The sequence below is a fragment of the Kosakonia oryzae genome, assembly GCF_001658025.2.
Lineage (GTDB): Bacteria > Pseudomonadota > Gammaproteobacteria > Enterobacterales > Enterobacteriaceae > Kosakonia > Kosakonia oryzae.
Genome location: NZ_CP014007.2, coordinates 4,413,705 through 4,432,509, shown reverse-complemented (window position 1 = coordinate 4,432,509; position 18,805 = coordinate 4,413,705). Strand labels below are relative to the sequence as shown.

Genomic DNA, 18,805 nt, shown 5'->3' with positions numbered 1-18,805 from the left:
CCGTGCCCTTTTATAAGTTGGCAATCATGCAGGAAAACAGAGCGCTTCCCGATACTACCTTTCAACTGACCGAGGTTGCTTTTAGCGTGCCGGGACGTACGCTGCTGCAGCCTCTCTCCCTGACATTCCCGGTAGGGAAAGTTACTGGCCTGATTGGCCATAATGGCTCGGGCAAATCCACATTGCTGAAAATGCTCGGCCGTCATCAGCCGCCTTCTGCGGGCGACATTCTGCTCGACGGGCAGCCGCTGGAGAGCTGGAACAGCAAGGCGTTTGCCCGCAAAGTGGCTTATCTGCCGCAGCAGTTGCCGCAGGCGGAAGGGATGACGGTGCGTGAGCTGGTGGCGATTGGCCGCTATCCGTGGCACGGTGCGCTGGGGCGTTTTGGCGTGGCCGACAGAGAAAAAGTGGAAGAGGCGATAGCGCTGGTCGGGCTAAAACCGCTGGCGCACCGGCTGGTGGATAGTCTCTCCGGCGGCGAGCGTCAGCGGGCGTGGATTGCGATGCTGGTGGCGCAGGACAGCCGCTGCCTGTTACTGGATGAACCGACCTCGGCGCTGGATATCGCGCACCAGGTCGATGTGCTGGCGCTGGTGCACCGCTTAAGCCAGCAGCGCGGGCTGACGGTGATTGCTGTGCTGCACGATATCAATATGGCGGCGCGTTATTGTGACTACCTGGTGGCGCTGCGCGGTGGTGAAATGATCGCCGAAGGCACACCGGACGCGCTGATGCGTGCTGATACGCTTGAACATATTTACGGTATCCCGATGGGGATCCTGCCGCATCCGGCGGGCGCAGCACCGGTGAGTTTTGTCTACTGATGGCTGGTCTGCACTCGATTAGCCGTCGTCGTTTACTGACGGCGATGGCGCTCTCTCCGTTGCTGTGGCATCTGCGCAGCGCTCGTGCGGCAACCGTTGATCCGCACCGTATTGTGGCGCTGGAATGGCTGCCGGTGGAATTGCTGTTGGCGCTGGGCATCACGCCGTATGGCGTTGCCGATGTGCATAATTACAACATCTGGGTTAACGAACCGTCGCTGCCCGCTTCGGTGATTGACGTTGGTTTGCGTACCGAACCGAACCTCGAATTACTCACGCAGATGAAACCCTCGCTGCTGGTCTGGTCGGCGGGTTACGGCCCGGATGAAGCCAAACTGGCGAAGATCGCACCGGGGCGCGGTTTTACCTTCAGCGACGGTAAACAACCGCTGGCGCTGGCCCGACGTTCGCTGAACGAAATGGCGCACATGCTGAATCTGGAAGCCGCAGCCAAAAAACATCTCGATCAGTTTGATGCGTTAATTGACGGGACAAAACCGCATTTCGCCCGGCGCGGCGATCGTCCGTTATTGATGATTACCCTGCTCGATCCGCGCCATGTGCTGGTGTTTGCCGAGAACTGCCTGTTCCAGGCGGTGCTCGATCAGCTGGGCGTGCGCAATGCCTGGCAGGGGGAAACCACTTTCTGGGGCAGCGTGACGGTCGGTATCGACAGGCTGGCAGCGTACAAAGATGTGGATGTGCTCTGTTTCGATCACGGTAATGAGCAGGATATGCGCAAGCTGATGGCGACGCCGCTGTGGCAGGCGATGCCGTTTGTCCGGGCTGGCCGTTTCCAGCGCGTTCCGGCGGTCTGGTTCTATGGCGCGACACTGTCGGCGATGCACTTCACCCGCGTGCTGGATAAGGCGCTGGGAGGCCGGGCATGAGCCAGCGTATTGCGCGTTTCCCGGTCTTCTTGCTGGCGCTGCTGTTTGTCGCCGCAGCCTGGCTGACCTGGAGCAACTTAAACGTTGCTCTGCCGCGTGCGCAGTGGGGGCAGGCGTTTCGTGCCCCCGATATGAATCTGATCGATCAGATGCTGTTCCATTACAGCCTGTTGCCGCGCCTCGCCGTCTCGCTGCTGGTGGGCGCGGGGCTTGGGCTGGTTGGCGTGCTGTTCCAGCAGGTATTGCGTAACCCGCTGGCCGAACCGACCACGCTGGGCGTGGCGACCGGCGCGCAGTTGGGCATCACGATTACTACACTGTGGGCTATTCCGGGCGTGCTGGCCTCGCAGTTTGCGGCGTTGATCGGCGCAGGCGCCGTTGGCGCGCTGGTATTTGGTGTGGCGTGGGGAAAACGGTTGTCGCCGGTGACGCTGATCCTCGCCGGTCTGGTGGTCAGCCTCTATTGCGGCGCGATCAACCAGTTGCTGGTGTTGTTTCACCACGATCAACTGCAAAGCATGTTTTTGTGGAGCACCGGAACGCTGACGCAGACCGACTGGAGCGTGGCGCAAAGTCTGTGGCCGCAGCTACTTGGCTGCGCTGTACTGACGTTGCTGTTGCTGCGCCCGCTCACGCTGATGGGGCTGGATGATGGCGTTGCGCGCAATCTGGGGCTTGCGCTGTCGATGGCGCGCCTGGCTGCGCTGACGCTGGCGATTGTCCTGAGCGCGTTACTGGTGAATGCGGTGGGGATCATCGGTTTTATCGGCCTGTTTGCGCCACTGCTGGCAAAAATGCTCGGCGCACGTCGTCTGCTGGCGCGGCTGCTGTTAGCGCCGCTGATTGGCGCGCTGATCCTCTGGCTCTCCGACCAGATCATCTGGTGGTTGACGCGGGTGTGGATGGAAGTCTCCACCGGTTCGATCACCGCGTTGATTGGCGCTCCGCTGCTGCTGTGGCTGTTGCCGCGTCTGCGGAGTATGAATACCCCCGCCATGGACGCCGGGGATAATGTCGCGGCTGAACGTCAGCAGGTACCGTGGTTTGTGCTGGGAGGGCTGGTGGTGCTGTTGCTGGTGATGTGGGCCGCGCTGGCTTTTGGTCGCGATGCACAGGGCTGGCACTGGGCCAGCGGCACGCTGTTGCAGGAGTTGCTGCCGTGGCGCTGGCCGCGCATTATTGCCGCGCTGACCGCCGGGGTGATGCTGGCTGTCGCGGGTTGCATCATTCAGCGCCTGACCGGTAACCCAATGGCCAGCCCGGAAGTGCTGGGGATCAGCTCTGGTGCCGCCTTTGGTGTGGTGCTAATGCTGTTCTTCGTGCCCGGCAACGCGTTTGGCTGGCTGATGCCCGCCGGGAGCCTCGGCGCGGCGCTGACACTGCTGATCATTATGATCGCCGCCGGGCGCGGAGGATTCTCGCCGCACCGCATGCTGCTGGCGGGGATGGCGCTCAGTACCGCCTTCACTATGTTGCTGATGATGTTGCAGGCCAGTGGGGATCCGCGTATGGCGGCGATCCTGACGTGGATTTCCGGCAGTACCTATAGCGCCTCGGGCGATCAGGTGCTGCGTAGCGGCGTAATGATGGTGATCCTGCTGGCGTTGACACCGCTTTGCCGTCGCTGGCTGATGATTTTACCGCTCGGCGGCGATACGGCGCGCGCGGTTGGCCTGGCTCTGACATCTTCACGTATCGCGCTATTGTTGCTGGCTGCAGCGTTGACGGCTACCGCGACCATGACCATCGGCCCGTTGAGCTTTGTGGGTCTGATGGCGCCGCATATTGCGCGGATGATGGGATTCCGTCGTACGATGCCGCATATTGTCATTTCGGCGCTGGTCGGGGGAATTTTGCTGGTGTTTGCTGACTGGTGCGGGCGGATGCTGATGTTTCCGTTCCAGATCCCGGCGGGATTGCTGTCGACGTTTATCGGCGCACCGTACTTTATCTATTTACTGAGAAAGCAGAGCCGCTAATTTTTTTCCCTCTCCCCACCGGGGAGAGGGCTGTGCCTTATCCGGCAAAAAACATTACAGCTTCGCGAAAACGCGACGTGCGGCATCGATAGTGTTATCGATATCCTCTTCACTGTGTGCCACGGACATAAAGCCCGCCTCAAACGCTGATGGCGCAAGATAAACGCCTTCTTCCAGCATCAGATGGAAGAAACGCTTAAAGCGTTCAACGTCGCACTTCACCACATCCTGATAGCAGGTCACGGCTGGCGCATCGGTAAAGAACAGGCCGAACATGCCGCCTACGTGGTTAACGACCAGCGGAATACCTGCCTGCTGCGCAGCTTCCAGCAGACCATCGGCCAGTTGTGTGGTCAGTTCGGTTAGCGTGGAGTGAACGCCCGGCTGCGCCACTTCGGTCAGGCAGGCATAGCCCGCGGCCATCGCAATCGGGTTGCCAGAGAGTGTGCCGGCCTGATAGACCGGGCCGGTCGGCGCCAGTGCGTCCATCACTTCACGGCGTCCGCCAAACGCGCCTACCGGCATGCCGCCGCCGATAATTTTGCCCAGACAGGTTAGATCCGGCTCGACGCCGTAATAAGCCTGCGCGCCCGCCAGCGCAACGCGGAAACCGGTCATCACTTCGTCAATGATCAACAGCGCGCCGAATTCATCGCACAGCGCGCGCAGGCCCGGCAGGAATTCCGGCTGCGGCGGTACGCAGTTCATATTGCCGGCAACCGGCTCAACGATGATACAGGCGATATCCTGCGGATACTGTTCGAAGGCCGCGCGGACGGAATCGAGATCGTTATAGGTGCAGGTCAGCGTGTGTTTGGCGAAATCAGCCGGAACGCCCGGTGAGTTTGGCTGGCCCAAGGTCAACGCGCCGGAACCGGCTTTCACCAGCAGGCAGTCGGCATGGCCGTGATAGCAACCTTCGAATTTGATGATTTTATCGCGGCCGGTAAAACCACGCGCCAGGCGGATGGCGCTCATGGTGGCTTCCGTACCGGAGTTCACCATGCGTACCATATCCATGGTGGGTACCAGTTCGGTTACCAGCGCGGCCATTTTGACTTCCATCTCCGTGGGGGCGCCAAAGCTCAGCCCACGGCTGGCCGCCTCAATAACAGCGTTGCGAATGGCTGGGTGGTTGTGCCCAAGCACCATAGGCCCCCAGGAACCGACGTAATCGATATAGGCTTTGCCGTCGGCGTCATACAAATAAGCACCGTCAGCACGCTCGATAAACAGCGGTGTACCACCAACGCCGGTAAAGGCGCGGACCGGAGAATTGACACCGCCGGGGATCAGTTCGCGCGCTGCGTTAAAGAGTTCTTCAGACTTATTCATCTTTCATTCCTGGTTCGTGGAAAATGCAATGCCGGTCATTCTATGTGATTACACGAATGTTATGAAAGTTTTGCCCCGGTGAAACGACATATTTTGCAGGACATTCCCCCGCGACGCGGCGGCAGTCGCTGGTTACAATACCCCTTTTGTATGACCTATAGAAAATCAGATGCAAGCAGAGACTCCCTCATTCGAACAACAACAAGTTGAGCAGCGCCGTCGACGGAATATTCTGCGTCAGATGCTGCAACGCGATAAAACGCCGCTGGCAATTTTAGTGGTGGCTGCAATAGCCGGTGCGCTGACGGGTTTGGTTGGCGTGGCGTTTGAGAAAGCGGTCAACGCGGTATTGAACGCGCGTATCGGCGCATTGGGACAAGTGGCGAACAGTGCGCTGGTTTGGCCGCTGGCGTTTATCGGTTCGGCGTGCCTGGCGATGATTGGCTACTGGCTGGTGCGGCGCTTTGCGCCGGAGGCGGGTGGTTCCGGTATTCCTGAAATTGAAGGCGCACTTGAAGAACTGCGCCCGGTGCGCTGGTGGCGCGTGCTGCCGGTGAAATTCATCGGCGGTATGGGAACGCTGGGAGCGGGTATGGTACTGGGGCGTGAAGGACCGACGGTGCAGATCGGCGGCAATATCGGGCGAATGGTGGGCGATCTGTTTCGCCTGCGCAGTGGTGAAGCCCGCCATACGTTGCTGGCGACCGGTGCCGCGGCCGGGCTTTCAGCGGCGTTTAACGCGCCGCTGGCAGGGATTCTGTTCATTATTGAAGAGATGCGTTCGCAGTTTCACTACAACCTGATCTCGATTAAAGCGGTGTTTACCGGCGTGATCATGTCGAGCATTGTGTTCCGGCTGTTTAACGGCGAGGCGGCAGTGATCGATGTCGGCAAGCTCAGTAATGCGCCGGTAAATACGCTGTGGCTCTATCTGCTGCTGGGAATGGTGTTTGGTTGTATCGGACCACTGTTTAATGCGTTAGTGCTGCGTACCCAGGATCTGTTTCAGCGACTTCATGGCGGACATACCGGGAAGTGGGTGCTGATTGGCGGCATCGTTGGCGGTGCGTGCGGTGTTTTGGGGCTGGTTGCGCCAGCGCTCTCCGGCGGCGGTTTTGCCCTCATCCCGATAGCGACGGCGGGCAATTATACCGTCGGCATGCTGTTGTTCATTTTCCTTGCCCGCGTAATCACCACCTTGCTTTGTTTTAGTTCCGGCGCACCGGGCGGTATTTTTGCGCCGATGTTGGCGCTGGGTACAGTCCTGGGGATGGCGTTCGGCAGCGCGAGCGCTATTATCTTCCCGCATTATCAGTTAGATGCCGGGACGTTTGCCATTGCCGGAATGGGGGCGTTGCTGGCGGCGTCGTTACGCGCGCCGCTGACCGGGATCGTGCTGGTTCTGGAAATGACAGACAATTATCAGCTTATATTGCCAATGATCATTACCTGCCTTGGTGCGACACTGTTAGCGCAGTTTCTTGGCGGTAAACCGCTCTATTCCGCTATTCTGGCACGTACGCTTGCCAGGCAAGCTGCCAGCGCGGATCCTCATATAGCGCGGGAGAATACTTGAACGATTTAGTTGCATACTGGATAATAGCCGAAAAGATCGGGTTAATATTTGCCCAGATCGCAGTATCAATTGGGAGCAAGACATGAGTGATGACGTAGCGCTGCCGCTGGAGTTTACCGACGCAGCAGCCAACAAAGTAAAGAACCTGATTGCGGACGAAGATAACCCGAATCTGAAGCTGCGTGTCTACATCACCGGTGGTGGTTGCAGCGGCTTCCAGTACGGTTTTACCTTTGACGATCAAATCAACGATGGTGATATGACTATCGAGAAGCAGGGCGTTGGCCTGGTGGTTGATCCGATGAGCCTGCAATATCTGGTCGGCGGTTCGGTAGATTATACCGAAGGCCTGGAAGGCTCCCGCTTCGTGGTAACCAACCCGAATGCGACCAGCACCTGCGGCTGTGGTTCCTCTTTCAGCATCTGAGAACCGTTTGCTGCCTGTAAAAAAGCCGCGTTTATCGACGCGGCTTTTTTGTTTTCACCGATCCTGATGTGTTTATCATCGTCTCTGAGCGTGAGTATAACGTCGCATCATGCTAATTAATGTTATGGATATAAACTGTTTTATTGTTGCTATGAAAACATAAGAATTAATTTTAACGATATAATTTTCTTAATTTCAAGGTGGCAGTGATTATTTCAGCGACAACTTTTTGGGAAGTGTTAGTATCTACTATTGTTACTCACACATAAAACCGCATAGTAATAATTGACCAGGAAGGACATTTAGTGAGGCATGGATGCATAATTGTCTTCAAAGTATTAATATAGCACTGCTAAATAAATTCAACATACTAAACAAACTGCTGATAGAATGCGTGCCGGATAATAAGAATATTGAAATTACATTTAGCGTATTTAAGAATGCCGATGCGCTTTTGCAAATCACCAGCACACGGCCTGTTGATCTCATTATTCTCGACCTCGGCACATGGTTTACTATCATCAACAATACCAGTCAGCATTTGCAGCAAACAACGGACGGTGTGCTTGCCTCTGGTAGCAAAGTCCTGTTGATTCTGCTGGAAGCCGATGCACATATCATTGACCAACTGGTAAAGATGAATGTTGATGCAATTATTAGCATGAGCGATAGTTCGTCTGAACTGAAACAGGCAATTGAGCACGTATTAAATCCAGAAATACAGCGGAAATATATTTCGAATTATATTACGAATCAATTGTATGGCCGTAAATACGAGAAATTATCAAAGAAAGAGTGGGAAGTGATAAAAATGTTCTCTGAGGGATATAGCTTACTTGAGATTGCTGAAAAACGTTGTCGGGCGATAAGTACCGTTGCTACCCAAAAAATGAACGCAATGAAAAAACTGAATTTGCGTAATAATGGCGAGCTAATTAAATATTTTTATATTCACAGCCTGCTTTAAAAAACAGGCTGACCATCAATAGCAGAACAATCTGCACCTGAGGCGCTAATCCGGGCTGCCGATCAGCGCCCGGTATCATCCAGCGCAAAGGTCGGTAACTTCAGATGCCAGCGAATTGCGGCCAGGCGAATAACCAACGTCACCACCATGCCCAGCATACTGGCGGTTTCCAGCGGCACGGCAAAGAAGTAAAACGCCGTGGCGTGGACAATCCCCCCGGCGATACAGGCCGTCGCGTAGATTTCGGTGCGCAGGATCATCGGCACTTCGCGCGCCAGGACATCGCGAATAATCCCGCCGCCAACACCGGTTAATACGCCCATGCAAATAGCAATAAGCGGCCCGGTTTCGGCGATAAACGCTTTGTTGACGCCGATACCGACAAAAACTGCTAATCCCACCGCATCCAGCACCGGCAGGATCCATTTGGGCAAACGCCGGGGCTGACGTACCAGCACAATTGTCAGCATGCAGGTCACCATGGCGATAACGAGATCGGTAGGATCTTTCACCCAGAATACTGGCCCGTGCGCTAATGCCATATCACGGATGGTCCCGCCGCCAACGGCTGTCACGACGCCAAGTACCAGCACGCCGAAAGGGTCCATACGTAATTTCCCGGCCAGCAAAACGCCCGAGATCGCAAATACGGCGGTGCCAATAATATCCAGCCAGTAAACCAGCATGGTTGATTCCCCAGTTATTTCACCTGCGCAAGGGCAGTACAGAGTTGTTGAGCGGCGAGGATAATACGCGGGCTTGCCCGTTCAAACCAGTCACCGTGCAGAGAAATAATCGGTACATTCAGCTGGTTTTGCCAGAACTGTTCAATTTTGGGGATTTCGTCCGCTTCTCCCGCAACAACAATCGACTGCGGCTGCCGTGCAAGCACCTGTTCACGGCTTACCTGCGGCCACGGCACGCGGCTGGCGGCGAAAATATTTTCCCCGCCGCAAAGCTCCAGAACCTCGTTCTGAATTGACCCTTTTCCACTGGTAAACAGCGGTTGCGCGCCAAATTGCAGAAAGACCCGTTTTTTGGGCTGACTGGCATAGCGGGATTTTAGCGTCTGGTATTCGGCAAGCAGATGTTGAGCCGCTTGTTCTGCCTGTTGCGGCCTTGGGCTGTAGGGCGCCAGTTTATGCAGCGTATCCGCCACCTGCTCAATGGTAATGTTATCCACCCACATTACGGTGATACCGAACTGTTTTAGCTGGTTGACCTGACGCTCCGTATTACCGCCGCGCCATGCCAGTACCAGATCGGGCTTCAGCGCGACAATGCGTTCAAGATTGATGCCTTGCCAACTGGCAACCTGCTCAATTTTTGCTGCTGCGGACGGGTAATCAGAATAGCTGCTGACGGCAACGGGAGTGATGCCTGCGGCAAATGCCAGTTCTGTATTGGCCGGGGAGAGGGTGATGACGCGCGGCGCGGCGAACAACCACGCCGGCATCAGAACAAGCAGGGCGGCAAGCACCCTGAAAAAATGATTAACCACGAGCCAGTTTCTGCACCAAAGTTTCAACCATCAGGCTGGACTGCTTCGCCGCCACGGCCAGGAACTCATCAAAGCTGAGGTGGGACTGCTGATCGGCAACGTCAGAGATGGCGCGCACAACCACAAACGGAATGCCATAGTTATGGCAAACATGAGCAATGGCAGTAGCTTCCATTTCTACGGCAATCGCCTGCGGGAAGTTGTGACGGATTTTCGCCAGGCCAACGGAGCCGTTAATAAAAGCATCGCCGCTGACAATCAGCCCGCGCACAGCATGCAGATCCAGCTCATTAATGCAGGCTTCTGCAGCAGCAATCAGTTTATCATCGGCTTTAAACCCGGCCGGGCAGCCCGGAAGCTGGCCATATTCATAACCGAATGCGGTGACATCGGCATCGTGATAACGCGCTTCGTCAGACACCACGATATCACCCACTTTCAGCGTCGGTGCAAGGCCACCAGCGGAACCCGTATTGATAATCACGTCCGGCTGGCAACGCTCCAGCAGCAGGGTCGCGCCCATCGCCGCGGCAACTTTACCAATGCCTGATTTCAGCAGCGCGACGTCTGTGCCATTCAGCGTACCGGTGTAGATTTCGCTGCCGCCAACGTTGAGCGTTTGACGGTTTTCGATTTTGTCACGCAGCAGCGTAACTTCTTCTTCCATTGCACCAATAATGCCAATTTTCATGGAGATACTCGCTAATGTGATAGGACAGAATTACGTTTCCAGGGCATAGTCTATCATGGCATACAGGATTGTAATGATATCCCGTGACGCTTCGCACAGGAGAGGAAATGGCAGAGATCGATTTTCGCAACAAGATAAACTGGCACCGCCGCTATCGTTCGCCGCAGGGCGTGAAAACCGAACGTGAAATTCTGCGTATTTTTGAAAGCGATCGCGGGCGGATCATCAACTCTCCCGCTATCCGGCGTTTGCAGCAAAAAACTCAGGTCTTCCCGCTGGAGCGAAATGCGGCAGTTCGTACGCGGTTGACGCACTCGCTGGAAGTACAGCAAGTGGGGCGCTATATCGCCAAAGAGATCCTCAGCCGTCTGAAAGAGCAGCGCCTGCTGGAAACGTATGGCCTGGATGAACTGACCGGGCCCTTCGAAAGTATCGTCGAAATGGCCTGTCTGATGCACGATATCGGCAACCCGCCATTCGGTCATTTTGGCGAAGCGGCCATTAATGACTGGTTCCGCCAGCGTTTGTCACCGGATGACGCTGTCGGACAGCCATCATCTGACGATCGCTGCGAAGTGGTGGCACTGCGTCTGCGCGAAGGGGAGGATGAACTTAACGCGCTGCGCTGCAAGGTTCGTCACGATTTAAGCCATTTTGAAGGTAATGCGCAGGGCATTCGTCTGGTGCATACATTAATGCGAATGAATCTGACCTGGGCGCAGGTGGGCTGTATTTTAAAATATACCCGTCCGGCGTGGTGGGTTGGAGAACCGCCAGCTTCGCACAGCTATTTAATGAAAAAGCCGGGTTATTATTTTTCCGAGGAAGCGTATGTTGCGCGCTTACGTAAAGAATTAGATCTCGATACTTACAGCCGCTTTCCTTTGACGTGGATAATGGAGGCTGCCGACGATATCTCTTATTGTGTCGCCGATCTGGAAGATGCCGTTGAGAAACGTATTTTCACTGCCGAGCAACTTTATCAGCATCTTTATGATGCCTGGGGCGAGCATGAAAAAGGATCGCTGTTTGCTCAGGTTGTCGAAAATGCGTGGGACAAATCTCGTGTTAATTCTATGAGCCGCAGCGCAGAAGATCAGTTCTTCATGTATTTGCGGGTGAATACGCTGAATAAACTGGTGCCCTATGCTGCACAACGATTTATCGATAATCTGCCGCAAATTTTCAGCGGAGAATTCAACCATGCTTTGCTGGAGGATGATAGTGACTTCAGCCAGCTACTTGAATTATATAAAAATGTCGCCATTAAACAGGTGTTCAGCCACCCGGACGTCGAGCAACTGGAATTACAGGGTTATCGCGTGATTAGCGGGCTGCTGGAAATTTACCGCCCGTTGTTGCAATTATCACTGGCGGATTTTACCGAGCTGGTGGAAAAAGAACGCTTGCGTCGTTTCCCGATTGAATCGCGCCTGTTTCATAAACTTTCGACGCGCCACCGGCTCGCGTATGTCGAGGCGGTCAGCAAATTATCGCCCGATGCTTTGGCGTATCCGGTGCTGGAGTATTATCACCGTTGTCGATTAATTCAGGACTATATTAGCGGTATGACAGATCTATATTCATGGGACGAATATAGACGGATGATGGCCGTGGAATAACCTGTTTGAATTGTAAAGACTGCCAATAAATTTTTACTTTTTCCAGACACTTGATTCCTGAACTTCAGGCTATAAATCGACTCTGAGTGACACATACACAGCAGTTTGCGTTAATCGGTAATGAGATTGAGAGACATGAAAAAAACCACGTTAGCAATGAGTGCATTGGCTCTGAGTTTAAGTTTAGCGCTGTCCCCTCTGTCGGCTATGGCAGCGGAAACGGCATCTTCAGCCACCACATCGCAGCAAATGCCAAGCCTCGCGCCGATGCTGGAAAAAGTTATGCCATCGGTCGTGAGTATCAATGTTGAAGGCAGCACCACGGTAAACACACCGCGTATGCCGCGCAACTTCCAGCAGTTCTTCGGTGATAATTCACCGTTCTGCCAGGATGGATCACCGTTCCAGGGCTCGCCGTTCTGCCAGGGCGGCGGCCAGGGTGGTCAGGGCGGTGCCGACAGCCAGCAGCAGAAATTTATGGCGTTGGGCTCCGGGGTGATTATTGATGCAGCGAAAGGCTATGTCGTTACTAACAACCACGTCGTGGATAACGCAAATACTATCAAGGTACAACTGAGCGATGGGCGCAAATTTGACGCCAAAGTCGTGGGTAAAGATCCGCGTTCTGATATCGCGCTGATTCAAATCCAGGATCCGAAAAACCTGACGGCGATTAAGATTGCCGACTCTGATGCGCTGCGCGTGGGCGATTATACCGTGGCGATTGGTAACCCATTCGGCCTGGGTGAAACCGTGACTTCCGGGATTGTTTCTGCGCTGGGCCGTAGCGGCCTGAATGCGGAAAACTATGAAAACTTTATCCAGACCGATGCGGCAATTAACCGCGGGAACTCCGGCGGTGCGCTGGTGAACCTGAACGGTGAGTTGATTGGTATCAACACCGCGATCCTTGCGCCGGACGGCGGCAACATCGGTATCGGCTTCGCTATCCCAAGTAATATGGTGAAAAACCTTACCGGGCAGATGGTTCAGTACGGTCAGGTTCGCCGTGGGGAACTGGGTATTATGGGCACCGAGCTGAACTCCGAGCTGGCGAAAGCGATGAAAGTCGATGCGCAGCGCGGGGCGTTTGTCAGCCAGGTTATGCCGAATTCTGCCGCTGCGAAAGCCGGTGTGAAAGCAGGTGACGTGATTACTTCGCTTAATGGCAAGCCTATCAGCAGCTTTGCCGCACTGCGTGCTGAAGTGGGTTCAATGCCGATTGGCAGCAAAGTTGAACTGGGCATGTTGCGTGATGGCAAACCGGTGAACATTACGCTGGAACTGCAACAGAGCAGCCAGAACCAGGTTGATTCCAGCACTATTTTCAGCGGAATTGATGGCGCGGAAATGAGTAATAAAGGCAAAGATGGCGGCGTGGTGGTGAATTCGGTGAAAGCCAACTCCCAGGCGGCGCAGATTGGCCTGAAAAAAGGTGATGTCATTGTTGGCGCGAACCAGCAGCCGGTGAAAAATATCGCCGAGTTGCGCAAAATTCTCGACAGCAAACCTTCCGTACTGGCGCTGAACATTCAGCGTGGTGATACTTCCATCTACCTGCTGATGCAGTAACCTGCCAGGCCCTCTTCCTCCATGTCGGGGAAGAGGGTTCTCCTCCTGTTTTGTGAGGCCTTCCACAACTCCATACTTCCGAATGTTGCTTTGTGCATTTGCACAGTGATTGCCAGGACTTTCTCCCATATGCTTGGGCTCTGCACAGGGGAGGGTTACATGGCTGGCTGGCATCTTGATACTAAAATGGCACAGGATATCGTGGCGCGGACGATGCGCATCATCGATACGAACATTAACGTCATGGATGCACGCGGTCGCATCATCGGTAGTGGCGATCGTGAACGAATTGGTGAATTGCACGAAGGTGCGCTATTGGTTCTCTCCCAGGGGCGTGTTGTCGATATTGATGACGCGGTTGCCCGCCATCTGCATGGCGTACGTCAGGGCATCAACTTGCCGCTGCGTCTTGAAGGGGAAATTGTTGGCGTTATCGGTCTGACCGGCGAGCCGGAAACGTTACGTAAATATGGCGAACTGGTCTGTATGACTGCCGAAATGATGCTGGAACAGTCTCGTCTGATGCATCTGCTGGCGCAGGATAGTCGCCTGCGTGAAGAGCTGGTGATGAATCTGATCCAGGCCGAAGAGCACACTCCGGCGTTAACTGAGTGGGCGCAGCGCCTCGGCATAGATTTAAATCAGCCGCGTGTCGTTGCGGTGGTGGAAGTGGACAGCGGCCAATTGGGCGTGGATAGCGCAATGGCTGAGCTACAACAACTGCAAAATGCGCTGACGACACCGGAACGCAACAACCTGATTGCGATTGTCTCACTGACTGAAATGGTGGTGCTGAAACCGGCGCTCAATCAGTTTGGTCGCTGGGATGCGGAAGATCACCGCAAACGTGTAGAACAATTGATTACCCGAATGAAAGAGAATGGCCAGCTGCGCTTTCGTGTCGCGCTGGGCAACTATTTTACCGGGCCGGGCAGCATTGCCCGATCGTATCGCACGGCGCGTACCACCATGATGGTGGGCAAACAGCGTATGCCGGAAAGCCGCAGTTACTTTTACCAGGATTTAATGCTGCCGGTGCTGCTCGACAGTTTGCGCGGCGGCTGGCAGGCCAATGAACTGGCGCGTCCACTGTCTCGTTTAAAAGCAATGGATAACAACGGGTTACTGCGCCGTACGCTGGCGGCCTGGTTTCGTCATAACGTGCAACCGCTGGCAACATCGAAGGCGCTGTTTATTCACCGAAACACGCTGGAATATCGACTGAATCGTATCTCTGAACTGACGGGGCTGGATTTAGGCAATTTCGATGACAGGTTGCTGCTGTACGTGGCGCTGCAACTGGATGAACAACATTGATATTTTGCCGGGTGAGGGAAGATTCCACCCGGCGAAATGGACTTATTTGTTGCGGGTCAGCTTCTCAAGATCGGATTCGATTTCATTAATCTTATTGGTCACTACACTTTCAAGATGGCGTAGATCGTCAAGGATCTTACGTTTCAGATCGACTTCAGTGCGATCGCGCTGGCAGATTTGATCCAGCTCATCAATTACATAGCGCAGGTTAGGACTGATCTCCTGCACCTCTTTATAGCCTTGTCCTACACCGTCGGCGACGACTGTTTTACGCTGGCGGGGGTATTTGAATTTGACGCTCTTGGCAAAAAACTCGCCTTTGTCCTTATGAAAATAGATTTTCAGAATATCGTTGTTCGCTTCCTGGCGGAGGCTATAGCGATCGATTTCATCAGGATTGGTGATGCCTAAACTTTTCAGATTATCGTACATAGCGGTACCCTTAAGCTCAACATAACCTATGAATAATTAATGAAAAAATCTATTTTTGCCACATGAAAATGCAAAAAAGGCGGGATATATCACCCTCTCCCAAACAGGGAGAGGGAAAGACTTAGTCGATGGTGCGCAGCAGTTCGTTAATACCTACTTTGCCACGGGTTTTGGCATCAACTTTCTTCACGATTACAGCGCAGTACAGGCTGTATTTGCCATCTTTAGATGGCAGGTTGCCGGAAACAACCACAGAGCCAGCCGGTACACGGCCGTAATGCACTTCGCCAGTTTCACGATCGTAAATTCGCGTGCTCTGGCCGATATAAACGCCCATCGAGATAACCGAACCTTCTTCAACGATAACGCCTTCCACTACTTCTGAACGCGCACCGATAAAGCAGTTATCTTCAATGATAGTCGGGTTTGCCTGTAATGGCTCCAGAACACCGCCAATACCGACGCCGCCAGAGAGGTGAACATTCTTACCAATCTGCGCGCAGGAGCCTACGGTCGCCCAGGTATCCACCATCGTACCTTCATCAACATAAGCGCCGATGTTCACGTAAGACGGCATCAGCACAGTATTACGGGCAATAAATGCGCCCTGACGAACCGCTGCTGGCGGAACCACGCGGAAACCTTCTTTCTGAAAGCGCGCTTCGTCATAGTCGGTGAATTTCATCGGCACTTTATCGAAGTAGCGGCTTTCCGCACCGTCGATAACCTGGTTATCGTTAATGCGGAAAGAGAGCAGAACGGCCTTTTTCAGCCATTGATGAGTGACCCACTGGCCTTCGATTTTTTCTGCGACACGCAGTGCGCCGGAATCGAGCAGGGCAATAACCTGATTTACCGCTTCGCGGGTTACGGTATCCACATTTGCCGGGGTGATCTCTGCGCGACGCTCGAAAGCCGCTTCAATAACGTTCTGTAACTGCTGCATTGTTTACTCTTTCCATCAGTGTAAAAAATCAATCACCCTTTATCGTTTGGATTGAGGGCCTCTGTCAACCGTTGTTGTACCTCCTTTTGCAGCGCATTATTAAGGCCACGCCGGTCGGCAGTTGCGATTATGAATAAATCTTCTACTCGCTCACCAATGGTTGTAATTCGGGCGCCATGCAGCGAAATTCCCAGATCCGCGAACACCTGACCGACCCGCGCCAGCAGGCCTGGCTGATCAAGAGCAATCAATTCCAGGAACGATTTTCTGTCGGTGTGTGTCGGCAGGAAATTCACCTCAGTATCCACCGTAAAGTGGCGTAATTTAGCCGGCTGGCGACGCGGTTGCGGCGGCTGCCAGCTGCGCTGGGTAATCGCCTGTTCCAGCCCGAAACAGATAGCATCATGACGATCGGCGGAGAGCGGGCTGCCATCCGGTTCCAGCACGATAAAGGTATCCATCGCCATGCCATCGCGCGTGGTAAAGATTTGCGCGTCATGGACGCTGAGGTTGCGTCTGTCGAGTTCGGCGCAGACGGCGGCAAACAGGTACGGCCGATCCGGGCTCCAGATAAAGATCTCGGTACCGCCGCGCGTTGCCTGCGGGCTCAGCAGGATCATCGGTTTGCTCAGATCGTGCTGCAATAAGTGTCGCGCATGCCAGGCAAGCTGATTTGGGCTGTGGCGAACAAAATAGTTGGCGCGACAGCGCGCCCAGATCTGGTGCAGTTGCTCTTCATCAATATTGTCCATCCGCAGTAGCGCCAGCGCCTGCAACTGATGGTGGCGCACTCGTTCGCGCATATCCGGCGTGTTTTGCATACCGCGGCGCAACTGTTTTTCGGTGGCGAAATAGAGTTCGCGCAACAGGCTCTGTTTCCAGCTATTCCACAGTGTTTCATTGGTGGCGCAAATATCCGCGACGGTCAGGCAGACGAGGAAGCGCAGGCGGTTCTCCGTTTGCACCTCTTCGGCGAACTGTTTGATCACTTCCGGATCCTGAATATCGCGGCGCTGGGCGGTGACTGACATCAGCAAGTGATGACGTACCAGCCAGGCAACGAGCTGGGTTTCCCGCGAGTTCAGCCCGTGTAATTCCGCAAATTTCAATACATCCTGCGCGCCGAGCACCGAGTGATCGCCGCCGCGACCTTTGGCGATATCATGGAACAATGCGGCAATCAGTATCAGTTCCTGGTGTGTCAGGCGCGGCCATAGCTCCACGCACAAGGGGTGCTTATTGCGCGTCTCTTCTTTGCCGAAGCTCTCCAGCTTCAGCAGTACGCGGATGGTATGTTCGTCCACGGTATAGGCGTGGAACAGGTCAAACTGCATCTGACCAACAATGTGCGACCACTGCGGCATATAAGCCCACAATACGCTGTGGCGGTGCATCGGCAGCAGCCCGCGGCTGACCGCGCCGGGGTGGCGAAGCATGCTGAGGAAAATCGAGCGTGCTTCCGGGATATAGCATAGCGGCTGTGTCAGATGGCGACGCGCGTGACGCAGATGGCGCAGGGTGGTGGAGTAGATCCCGGTAATCGTGCTATTGCGTACCATGATATAAAACATGCGCAAAATCGCCTGCGGCTCGCGAATGAATAGCGTCTCATCGCGCAGGTCGATCAGCGTGCCGCGCAACTGGAACTCATCATCAATCGCGCGCGGCCTTTCATCGTCAGTCAGCGCCAGAATAGCTTCGTCAAAGAGTTGCAGCAGCATCTGATTCAGCTCGCTGACGCGGCGCGTGACGCGGAAGAAATCTTTCATCATATGCTCAACCGGCTGATTGCCTTCGCCTGCGTAATTCAGACGTTGGGCAACGCTGAGCTGCCGATCAAAAAGCAGGCGGTTGTCGTAGCGATTTAGCTCCAGATGCAACGCGAAGCGGATCCGCCACAGCAGGTGTAAACACTCATTCAGCTCATTGCGTTCGGCTTCGGTCAAAAAGCCGAAACCGACCATTTCATCCAGCGATGTTGCGCCAAAATGACGGCGAGCGACCCACTGCAACGTATGGATGTCGCGCAGCCCGCCGGGGCTGCTTTTTATATCCGGTTCAAGATTATAGCTGGTGCCGTGATAGCGCTGGTGACGTTCATTTTGCTCCGCCACTTTGGCCGGGAAGAAGGTTTCGGAAGGCCAGAAGTCATCGCTAAAGATGTGCTTTTGCAATTCCAGAAACAGCGCGACATCGCCAATCAGCAGCCGCGATTCAATCAGGTTCGTGGCGACAGTGAGATCCGATAGCCCCTCCTGCAAACACTCATCCAGCGTACGTACGCTGTGACCAACCTCCAGTTTCACATCCCACAGCAGCGTCAGTAGCTCGCCGATCTTTTGCGCCCGTTCATCGGGAAGTTTGTTACGGCTGAGAATCAACAGATCGATATCCGATAAGGGGTGCAGTTCACCCCGGCCGTAACCGCCTACCGCAACCAGCGCGATATCGCCAACTTCACCGAAACCGTACCCCAGCCATAAGCGCTGCAAAAGCTGATCGATAAATTCGGTGCGGGCTTCAATCAATTGTTCTGCGGAAATGCCCGCATCAAAAACGTGCCCCAGCCACTGCTGAAAGGCGTCAATGTGCGCTTTAATGCTGGCGCACTGCAATTCGTCCTGAGACCAGCTGCCAGGATACGCCGGCTGGCCGGGAAGGGTGGGTTGTACTGTACTGACAAACTGTTCGGAAGAGAGATTACTCATTATCGCCACCCATTCGGC

16 protein-coding genes are annotated in these 18,805 nt (G+C 54.6%); 9 read left to right on the top strand and 7 right to left on the bottom strand.

What is annotated here, in order from left to right:
- Nucleotides 1–26: 26 nt before the first annotated feature.
- Genes fhuC through fhuB form a run of 3 tightly spaced genes read left to right on the top strand, consistent with a single transcriptional unit; the run spans nt 27 to nt 3,693 of the window.
- Nucleotides 27–824, top strand: a complete 798-nt coding sequence (fhuC, locus tag AWR26_RS21045; protein WP_064568402.1) for a Fe3+-hydroxamate ABC transporter ATP-binding protein FhuC — start codon at nt 27–29, stop codon at nt 822–824.
- Nucleotides 824–1,714, top strand: a complete 891-nt coding sequence (gene fhuD, locus AWR26_RS21040) for a Fe(3+)-hydroxamate ABC transporter substrate-binding protein FhuD (protein ID WP_064568401.1) — start codon at nt 824–826, stop codon at nt 1,712–1,714. The genes fhuC and fhuD overlap by 1 nt, the downstream gene beginning before the upstream one ends.
- Nucleotides 1,711–3,693, top strand: coding sequence for a Fe(3+)-hydroxamate ABC transporter permease FhuB (gene fhuB / locus AWR26_RS21035; protein WP_064568400.1), 1,983 nt, complete (start codon nt 1,711–1,713; stop codon nt 3,691–3,693). Before fhuD ends, fhuB begins: the two co-directional genes overlap by 4 nt.
- A 54-nt stretch (nt 3,694–3,747) precedes the next feature.
- On the opposite strand, the gene hemL is transcribed toward fhuB, so the two are convergent.
- Entirely contained in the window at nt 3,748–5,028 is a 1,281-nt protein-coding gene (hemL, locus tag AWR26_RS21030; RefSeq protein ID WP_064568399.1) for a glutamate-1-semialdehyde 2,1-aminomutase, read from the bottom strand.
- Between the two features lie 169 nt (nt 5,029–5,197).
- Here hemL and clcA point away from each other — a divergent pair, with 169 nt between their 5' ends.
- The 3 genes from clcA (at nt 5,198) to AWR26_RS21015 (ending at nt 7,998) form a co-directional block, all read left to right on the top strand.
- A complete protein-coding gene (clcA, locus tag AWR26_RS21025) occupies nt 5,198–6,604 on the top strand; it encodes a H(+)/Cl(-) exchange transporter ClcA (RefSeq protein ID WP_064568398.1) in 1,407 nt (468 codons plus the stop codon).
- 82 nt (nt 6,605–6,686) lie between these two features.
- Nucleotides 6,687–7,031, top strand: a complete 345-nt coding sequence (gene erpA, locus AWR26_RS21020) for an iron-sulfur cluster insertion protein ErpA (protein WP_007373210.1) — start codon at nt 6,687–6,689, stop codon at nt 7,029–7,031.
- 394 nt (nt 7,032–7,425) lie between these two features.
- Nucleotides 7,426–7,998, top strand: a complete 573-nt coding sequence (locus tag AWR26_RS21015; protein WP_167351156.1) for a response regulator transcription factor — start codon at nt 7,426–7,428, stop codon at nt 7,996–7,998.
- A gap of 62 nt (nt 7,999–8,060) precedes the next feature.
- On the opposite strand, the gene AWR26_RS21010 is transcribed toward AWR26_RS21015, so the two are convergent.
- The 3 genes from AWR26_RS21010 to mtnN are packed head-to-tail and all read right to left on the bottom strand — an operon-like array spanning nt 8,061 to nt 10,190.
- The gene (locus tag AWR26_RS21010) at nt 8,061–8,684 is read right to left on the bottom strand and encodes a TRIC cation channel family protein (protein ID WP_064568396.1); all 624 of its coding nucleotides are present in this window, start codon (nt 8,682–8,684) and stop codon (nt 8,061–8,063) included.
- 14 nt (nt 8,685–8,698) lie between these two features.
- Complete coding sequence (gene btuF / locus AWR26_RS21005; protein WP_064569075.1) at nt 8,699–9,454, bottom strand: vitamin B12 ABC transporter substrate-binding protein BtuF; 756 nt, start codon at nt 9,452–9,454, stop codon at nt 8,699–8,701.
- Between the two features lie 37 nt (nt 9,455–9,491).
- A complete protein-coding gene (gene mtnN / locus AWR26_RS21000; protein WP_064568395.1) occupies nt 9,492–10,190 on the bottom strand; it encodes a 5'-methylthioadenosine/S-adenosylhomocysteine nucleosidase in 699 nt (232 codons plus the stop codon).
- Between the two features lie 107 nt (nt 10,191–10,297).
- Between mtnN and dgt the strand changes: the two genes are divergently transcribed.
- The 3 genes from dgt (at nt 10,298) to cdaR (ending at nt 14,701) form a co-directional block, all read left to right on the top strand.
- Nucleotides 10,298–11,812 carry a dGTPase gene (dgt, locus tag AWR26_RS20995; RefSeq protein ID WP_064568394.1) on the top strand — a complete coding sequence of 505 codons (1,515 nt, stop codon included), beginning with the start codon at nt 10,298–10,300 and terminating at the stop codon, nt 11,810–11,812.
- Between the two features lie 135 nt (nt 11,813–11,947).
- A complete protein-coding gene (gene degP, locus AWR26_RS20990) occupies nt 11,948–13,384 on the top strand; it encodes a serine endoprotease DegP (RefSeq protein WP_043954947.1) in 1,437 nt (478 codons plus the stop codon).
- Between the two features lie 159 nt (nt 13,385–13,543).
- The gene (gene cdaR / locus AWR26_RS20985; protein WP_020456602.1) at nt 13,544–14,701 is read left to right on the top strand and encodes a DNA-binding transcriptional regulator CdaR; all 1,158 of its coding nucleotides are present in this window, start codon (nt 13,544–13,546) and stop codon (nt 14,699–14,701) included.
- 42 nt (nt 14,702–14,743) lie between these two features.
- Here the strand turns inward: cdaR and AWR26_RS20980 are convergent, their stop codons facing one another.
- The 3 genes from AWR26_RS20980 to glnD all read right to left on the bottom strand — a co-directional run bounded on the left by AWR26_RS20980 (nt 14,744) and on the right by glnD (nt 18,787).
- On the bottom strand, nt 14,744–15,133 hold the full coding sequence (locus tag AWR26_RS20980) for a DUF3461 family protein (protein WP_007373219.1): 390 nt from the start codon (nt 15,131–15,133) through the stop codon (nt 14,744–14,746).
- A gap of 121 nt (nt 15,134–15,254) precedes the next feature.
- Entirely contained in the window at nt 15,255–16,079 is an 825-nt protein-coding gene (dapD, locus tag AWR26_RS20975; RefSeq protein WP_064568393.1) for a 2,3,4,5-tetrahydropyridine-2,6-dicarboxylate N-succinyltransferase, read from the bottom strand.
- A 32-nt stretch (nt 16,080–16,111) separates the two neighbouring features.
- Complete coding sequence (glnD, locus tag AWR26_RS20970; protein WP_064568392.1) at nt 16,112–18,787, bottom strand: bifunctional uridylyltransferase/uridylyl-removing protein GlnD; 2,676 nt, start codon at nt 18,785–18,787, stop codon at nt 16,112–16,114.
- Between the last annotated feature and the right edge of the window lie 18 nt (nt 18,788–18,805).